6 protein-coding genes are annotated in these 7,347 nt (G+C 68.6%); 4 read left to right on the top strand and 2 right to left on the bottom strand.

The window, feature by feature from the left end:
* Positions 1 to 206: 206 nt before the first annotated feature.
* Both AD72_RS33905 and AD72_RS33900 read left to right on the top strand, forming a co-directional pair.
* Entirely contained in the window at positions 207 to 1,070 is an 864-nt protein-coding gene (locus AD72_RS33905; protein ID WP_031470745.1) for an Fpg/Nei family DNA glycosylase, read from the top strand.
* Between the two features lie 28 nt (positions 1,071 to 1,098).
* Entirely contained in the window at positions 1,099 to 2,352 is a 1,254-nt protein-coding gene (locus AD72_RS33900) for a GAF domain-containing sensor histidine kinase (RefSeq protein WP_020496847.1), read from the top strand.
* Between the two features lies 1 nt (position 2,353).
* On the opposite strand, the gene AD72_RS33895 is transcribed toward AD72_RS33900, so the two are convergent.
* Positions 2,354 to 2,977: a pyridoxamine 5'-phosphate oxidase family protein gene (locus tag AD72_RS33895; protein WP_031470743.1), complete on the bottom strand. Its 624-nt coding sequence runs from the start codon at positions 2,975 to 2,977 to the stop codon at positions 2,354 to 2,356.
* Positions 2,978 to 3,078: 101 nt separating this feature from the next.
* A complete protein-coding gene (locus AD72_RS33890; protein ID WP_031470742.1) occupies positions 3,079 to 4,026 on the bottom strand; it encodes an aldo/keto reductase in 948 nt (315 codons plus the stop codon).
* Positions 4,027 to 4,225: 199 nt separating this feature from the next.
* On the opposite strand from AD72_RS33890, the gene AD72_RS33885 reads away from it, so the two are divergent.
* Both AD72_RS33885 and AD72_RS33880 read left to right on the top strand, forming a co-directional pair.
* Entirely contained in the window at positions 4,226 to 5,518 is a 1,293-nt protein-coding gene (locus AD72_RS33885; RefSeq protein ID WP_031470741.1) for a UDP-glucose dehydrogenase family protein, read from the top strand.
* Positions 5,519 to 5,524: 6 nt separating this feature from the next.
* Positions 5,525 to 7,318, top strand: coding sequence for a gamma-glutamyltransferase family protein (locus tag AD72_RS33880; protein ID WP_031470740.1), 1,794 nt, complete (start codon positions 5,525 to 5,527; stop codon positions 7,316 to 7,318).
* Positions 7,319 to 7,347: the final 29 nt, after the last annotated feature.

Raw genomic sequence — 7,347 nt, 5'->3', positions numbered from 1 at the left:
CCGCCTCCGAGCGGGCGAGCGCTGGGTCGGCACGGTCACCGGACCGCGGCTCGCCCGCTCGGAGGCGGTCAAGGTCGCCAGGCACATCGCCGACCGCAGCGGCCCGGATCTCGACGGACCACTGCAGATGGTCGACTGACGAAACCGGTCCGGCACACTAAGCTGACCAGCATGGAACCGGTCGATGAGCTCGCGGGCCGTGCCTGATGCCCGAGCTACCGGAGGTCGAAGCGCTCGCGGTCTATCTGCGTGAACACGCACAGGGCCGCACGGTGGAACGGGTCGACATCGCCTCCCTTTCCGCGCTCAAGACGGCCAGCCCACCGTGGACCGAACTGCACGGCCGCACGGTCGGCGATGCGCGCAGGCACGGAAAGTTCCTCGACCTCGACTGCTCCGGGCTGCACCTGATCGTGCACCTGGCAAGGGCGGGCTGGCTGCGCTGGTCGGAGAAGCTTTCCGCCGCACCACCGAAACCCGGCAGCGGTCCACTCGCGCTGCGTTGTCACCTCGGCAAACCCGGACAGGGCCCCGGCTTCGATCTGACCGAGGCGGGTACCAAGAAGGGCCTGGCCGTCTGGATCGTGGCCGACCCCGCCGAAGTGGAACCGATCGCCCGGCTCGGCCCGGATGCGCTCGAACTCGGCCGCGACCAGCTCGCCGAGATCCTCGCCGGCCAGGGCGGGCGGCTCAAGCGCGTGCTCACCGAACAGGGCGTCATCGCCGGAATCGGCAACGCCTACTCGGATGAGATCCTGCACGCCGCAAAGCTCTCCCCGTTCGCGACCGCGAACAAACTCGACGGGGACGCCATCGACCGATTGCACGAGGCGCTGCGGGCCACCCTGACCGACGCCGTCGAACGCTCGGTCGGGCAGAAGGCCGCCACCCTGAAGAGCGAGAAACGCTCCGGGCTGCGGGTGCACGCGCGCACCGGGATGCCCTGCCCGGTCTGCGGGGACACCGTCCGCGAGGTCTCCTACGCGGACAAGGCCTTCCAGTACTGCGCCACCTGCCAGACCGGTGGGAAACCGCTCGCGGACCGCCGGATGTCGCGACTGCTGAAGTAGCCACGACCCGGCGCACTACCATGTGCCCGTGGAGCAACTGCTGCAGAACGGCACGGCGTTCATCCTCGTCGCGATCGTCGCCGTGGTCGCGCTGCTCGTCGTCGCCTATCTGCTGGTCTCCCGGCGCCGGACCATGAAGTCCAGCGTGGACGAGGCCGTGATGGAGGCACTGCAGCGGATCACCCGCGCGGCAGCCGACCTGCGCAGAGGACTCTCCGGGGAATCCGCCGATGTGGCCACCCCGCAATTGCGTGAACTGCTCAAGTGCGTCGCGGTCGGGGTCGCCGACTCCCAGGGCACGCTGCTGTCCTGGGACGGCGAGGCCAACTACCACTACGCGGATGTGGAGGGGCCGATCAACCGGGCCATCCACGGGCACCGCCGCGAACACGTCGACCACGACCGGCTGGAGTGCCCGCACCGCGGCAGCTGCCCGATGCGCTCCGCGGTGATCGTCCCCCTCGTGGTGGAACAGGAGAACGCGGGCGCGCTCGTCGTCGTCGGCGGGGTCACCAGCAGCAAGCGGCTGATCCGGATGGCCGACGAGATCGCGCACTTCATCTGCACCCAGCTCGAACTGGCGCGGCTGGAGGAATCCCGTGAACAGCTCGCCTATGCCGAGATCAAGGCGCTGCGCGCGCAGATCTCCCCGCACTTCATGTACAACGCGCTCAACACGATCGCTTCACTGATCCGCCGCGATCCCGAGCAGGCGCGCGAACTGCTCGAGGACTTCGCCGAGTTCACCCGGTACTCGTTCCGGATGTCGAGCATGTACACCACGCTCGCCGACGAACTGCGCAACATCGACCGCTACCTCACCCTCGAACGTGCCCGCTACGGACCGCGATTGGGTACCCGGATCAACATCGCCCCCGAGGTCTTCGGCGTCGCGGTGCCGTTCCTCGTACTGCAGCCGCTCGTGGAGAACGCGGTGCGGCACGGCCTGGCCAAGAAACCGGGCGGGGGCACCGTCACGGTTCTCGCCCAGGACCACGGCAACGACGTCCTCATCACCGTCGAGGACGACGGGGTCGGTATGGATCCCGACCGGCTCACCGCCGACCTCGCCGATGCGCACAAGACCGGTGCCCACGTCGGGATCGGCAACATCAACCAGCGCATGCGCAGCGCCTACGGGGACGAGTACGCGCTCGAGCTCGAGACCGCTCCGGGCGAGGGCATGAAGATCATGCTCCGGGTACCCAAGACCTCCCGCACCATGCGCCCCGCCTTCCCCGACTACAGCGAGCAAGCCTCCGGGGCCTATCACAAGCAGTGAATCAGTACTGATTGTGCTTGTAGTCGAGGTTCAGCGCGGCCTTGAACACCGCCTCCGGGACCCGGGAATTCGTCTGGCTCTTCGCGATCCGCGCCGCACTCGGCAGCGAGTCCTTCGCCGGCCAGGTCTGCGGATCCCACAGCGAGGAACGCAGAAACGCCTTGCCGCAATGCAGGAACAGCTCCTCGACCTCGATCAGGATCGCCAGCGCCGGTGGCTTGCCCTGCACGGTCATCCGCTCGAAGAACGGGGCTTCGCGAACGAGTTGCGCGCGCCCGTTGAGCCGCAGCGTCTCGCCGACCCCCGGCACCACGAACAGCATTCCGACCCGGTCATTGCGCAGGATGTTGCGCATACTGTCCAGCCGCCGATTCCCCTTGCGATCCGGGAGCGCGATCGACCGACCGTCCTCGAACACCAGGACACTGCCCGGCGGATCACCGCGCGGCGAGACGTCCACGGTGCCGTCCGCACCGGTCGTGGCGAGCAGACAGAACGGTGAGGCCTCGATGAACCGCCGGGATTCCGCGTCGATCCGCGAGGCCGCCTTGTTCGCGATCGCCTTCGCCGGTTCCGCGACGATCTCCCGCAGTTCCGCCTCCGACCGCACCGGCTCGATGCTCATACACCCTCCAATAAGGCAAGCCTAACCTGGCAAGATCCGGTCGTGCGTGGTTGTGTTGGTTAGAACCAACACAACCACTCACAAGCACCCGTTTGCCCTGGTCAGACGCCTGGTTGGCAGATCGCGTCGAGGGCCGCGCAGTCCTCCGGGGTGGGTACCCAGTCTGCGGCGGCGGTGTTGCGCCAGACCTGGTCCACGGTGGTCGCGCCGGCGATGACGGAGCCGACCGGGCGTTGTGCGGCGAGCCAGCCGATCGCGACCGTGGTCAGGTCGAGGCCACGCATCGCGGCGAACTCGCGCAGCGCCTCGATCCGCCGCCACGGTGCGTTGGCGAGCAGGTCGGGCCGCCCGGCCAGGCGCCACCCGGGCCGCGGCGTGACCCCTTCGGCGTATTTGCCGGTGAGCAGACCATTCGCGAGCGGGAAGTACGGCAGCAGTCCGAGGTCGAAGCGGCGCGCGGCGGGCAACAGTTCCCGTTCGGCGGACCGGTCGAGCAGGGAGTAGTGGTTCAGCGCGGCCACCGGGGTCACCCCGTGCGCGCGGGCCGCCGTCCACACCGCGTCGGCGAGCTGCCATCCGGCGAAGTTCCCGATGCCGAAATACCGGATCTTGCCCGCGCGGACCAGGTCGTCCAGCGCACCCATGGTCTCCGCGAGCGGGGTGGAGGGATCCGGGCGATGCAGCTGGTAGAGGTCGATCCAATCGGTACCGAGCCGGCGCAGCGATCCCTCCACGGCAAGCCGGATGTAGCGCCGCGATCCGTGCGCACCGAAATCCCCGCGGCCCGCCATACCGAACTTGGTGCCGAGCAGCACCGAGTCCCGGACCGGGCCGACCGCGTTGCCGAGCAGTTCCTCGGCCCGCCCGCGCGGGGAACCGTAGACATCCGCGACATCGAAGTAGGTGATCCCGGATTCGACCGCGGCACGAACGACCGCGGTTGCCCCTTCCTCGGAGCTCGTACCCGTTCCGGGCCGGCCGAGGTTGTCGCACCCGAGTCCGACGGTGGAGACCACCAAACCGGACGTTCCCAGCCGTCGCTGCCGCACGCCCGTACTGTAGTCACTAGTGCGACAGCCCCATACATCACGTGATCTTGTCGACAACGAGCCCTTTATATCGGTGCGATATGGTGCTACCCCGATTGACAATCAGTACGGTCGAATATGCACGACATCTCACCGCCGTTCGCTCGTGCGCCAACTGAACCTGCCACGGTCGTTACCGTAGATGGATACCGGGAGTGTGATGGACGTGTCGATCCGTCGGGTCGCGGTGGTTGGTACCGGATATGTGGGACTGACAATCGGTGCGTGCCTGGCTTCTTTTGGTTACCACGTCACCTGCGCGGATATCGACGAGACGAAGGTCGCGCGGCTGCGCGAGGGCAGGGTGGACATTCTCGAACCGGGCCTCGCCGACCTGGTGGAGAACGGCATCGCCGCCGGTGACCTGGAGTTCGTGGTGGGCGCCTCGGCCGCGGCGGATGCGGAGATCGTGTTCCTCTGCGTGCCGACCCCGATGGGCCAGGACGGGAACGCCGACCTGACCGCGATCCGTTCCGTGGTCACCGAACTGCGCGAGCTGCTGGCCCCGGGAACCATCGTGGTCACCAAGTCCACGGTCCCGGTCGGTACCGCCGAATGGGTGAGCCAGCTGCTCGGCCGCCAGGACCTCGCCGTGGTCAGCAATCCGGAGTTCCTCGCCGAGGGCAGCGCGGTGCACGACTTCCTCAACCCGGACCGCATCGTGGTCGGCAGCGATGACGAGAACGCCGCCCATCAGGTCGCCTGCCTCTACGGACCGCTGCGCACGCCGACGGTGTGTACCGATGCCGCGAGCGCGGAAATGATCAAGTACGCCTCGAATTGCTTTCTCGCTGTCAAATTGTCCTATGTCAATGCGATGGCCGAATTGTGCGAATCGGTAGGTGCCGATATCGACGCGGTCACCGCGGGAATGGGACACGATCCGCGCATCGGCAGTTCATTTCTGCGCCCGGGGCCCGGCTGGGGCGGATCCTGCCTGCCGAAGGACACCTCGGCGCTGCTGCGCTCGGTGGACGCCACCGGCGGACGGTTCGACGTGCTCCGCGCCGCGATCGAGGACAACAACCGGCAGCGGGAGCGCGTGGTGGAACGACTGCGCACCCAGCTGGACCGGCCGCTGCGCCAGGCGCGGATCGGGGTGCTCGGGCTCGCCTTCAAGTCCGGCACCAACGACCTGCGCGGCTCGCCCGCGCTCGCGGTCACCGAGCTGCTGCTGGCCGAGGGCGCCGAGGTCACCGCATTCGATCCGGCGATCGGCGGCGAGGTCGAGGGCATCACCATCGTGGACGACGCCTATCAGGCGGTGAAGGCCACCGACGCGGTGCTGCTGCTGACCGAATGGCCGATGTTCCGCACCCTGCGCTGGGATGTGGTCGCCGAGCTGATGAGCGGTTCGCTCGTGCTCGACACCCGCAACCACCTGGACCCCGCCACCCTCAACGAGGCCGGGCTCACGTGGCATGGTGTGGGAAGGCCCGCCAAGCCAAAATAGGGCCACATGTGGACAACCCGGCCCGAGTTGCGCGGCACCCATGGAATGGTCTCCTCCACCCACTGGCTGGGAACCGCTGCGGGGATGGCGGTACTGGAGAACGGGGGCAACGCCTTCGACGCCGCGGTCGCGGCTGGGTTCGTGCTCCAGGTGGTCGAGCCGCACCTGTGCGGTCCCGGCGGTGAAGTCCCGGCGATCTTCGCCACCGAAGGCGATCCGCGGCCGCGCGTACTCTGCGCACAGGGCGTCGCCCCGCAGGCCGCGAGCATCGAGCACATGCGCGGGCTCGGCTACGACATCATGCCCGGCAGCGGGCTGCTCCCCGCGACCGTGCCCGGAGCATGGGACGGCTGGCTGCGGCTGCTGCGCGACTACGGCACCAAGACGCTTCGCGAGGTGCTCGGCTACGCCATCGGTTACGCCCGCCATGGCTACCCGGTCGTCGAGCGCATCACCAGCACCATCACCGCGGTGTCCGAACTGTTCGCGAACCACTGGCCGAGTTCTGCCGCTCTCTGGTGCCCGCACGGCACACCCGCCAGCGGCATGCACCGCAATCCGGTGCTCGCCGACACCTGGGAACGCCTGCTCGCCGAGGCCGAGTTGCACAGCGGGCGGGAAGCACAGCTCGATGCCGCCCGGTCAGCCTGGTACACCGGCTTCGTCGCCGAGGCCATCGACCGGTTCTGCCGCACCCCCTACCGCGACGAGTCCGGTGCCGCACACCCCGGCGTGCTGACCGGGGAGGACATGGCGCGCTGGTCGGCGAGCATCGAAGACCCGGTCACCGTGCACCTCGGCGAGTGGACGCTGGCCAAATGCGGGCTCTGGAGCCAGGGAACAGTCCTCGCGCAAACGCTTGCCCTGCTCGAGGGATTCCGCGATGAGCTCGCCTACACCGAGGGAATCCCCAGCGCAAGAACGGTGCAGCTGGCCACGGAATGCGCCAAGCTCGCCTTCGCCGACCGGGAAGCGCACTTCGGTGACTCCGCGCGGGTCAGCGCCGAGGAACTGCTCGATCCGGGCTACCTCGCCGCACGCCGGGCACTCGTCACGGACACCGCGAACGCCGAACTGCGACCGGGATCGCCCGGTGGCGCCGAACCACGGTTGCCCGAGTTCGTCCGCGAAGGCCGGGGGCTCGCCGTGCCGGAGCAGCTCGACGCGCTCGGGGCGGTCGGCGAACCCACCGTCGGACGCACCGGCAACACCCGGGGCGACACCGTGCACGTGGACGTCGTGGACGCGCGCGGCAACATCGTCTCGGCGACCCCCTCCGGTGGCTGGCTGCAATCCTCGCCCGCCATCGAATCGCTCGGTTTCTGCCTCGGCACCCGGGCCCAGATGTTCTGGCTCGAGCCGGGCCTGCCCAACTCCCTCGCGCCAGGGAAACGGCCGCGCACCACGCTCACCCCGAGCCTTGCCCTGCGCGCGGGCGAACCCCGCCTCGCCTTCGGCACACCAGGCGGTGACCAGCAAGAACAGTGGCAGCTGTGCTTCTGGCTTGCCCACATCCACGGCGGGCTCGACCTGCAGAGCGCCATCGACGCACCCGCCTGGCACTCCCTGTCCTTCCCGAGCTCGTTCAGCCCGCGCACCTGGGATCCGGGTGCCCTCGTCGTGGAGTCCCGGCTCGGTCCGGACACCCTCGCGCGGCTGCGTGAGATCGGGCACAAGGTTCACGACTCCGGACCCTGGTCACTCGGCCGAATGTGTGCTGTGGCCCGGGATCCGGAAACCGGACTGCTCCGCGCGGGCGCCAATCCACGCAACGACCAGGGCTACGCAGCAGGCCGCTGACCAGGACAAACAGGTGCTTGTGCGTGGTT

This window comes from Sciscionella sediminilitoris, assembly GCF_000737195.2.
GTDB lineage: Bacteria > Actinomycetota > Actinomycetes > Mycobacteriales > Pseudonocardiaceae > Sciscionella > Sciscionella sediminilitoris.
This window is presented reverse-complemented; position numbering and strand designations above follow the sequence as displayed.

What these genes read in the sequence shown, in the direction of transcription:
- AD72_RS33895 (WP_031470743.1), bottom strand. Translation starts at nt 2,977, where the DNA reads ATGAGCATCGAGCCGGTGCGGTCGGAGGCGGAACTGCGGGAGATCGTC.
- AD72_RS33905 (WP_031470745.1), top strand. Translation starts at nt 207, where the DNA reads ATGCCCGAGCTACCGGAGGTCGAAGCGCTCGCGGTCTATCTGCGTGAA.
- AD72_RS33885 (WP_031470741.1), top strand. Translation starts at nt 4,226, where the DNA reads ATGGACGTGTCGATCCGTCGGGTCGCGGTGGTTGGTACCGGATATGTG.
- AD72_RS33880 (WP_031470740.1), top strand. Translation starts at nt 5,525, where the DNA reads ATGTGGACAACCCGGCCCGAGTTGCGCGGCACCCATGGAATGGTCTCC.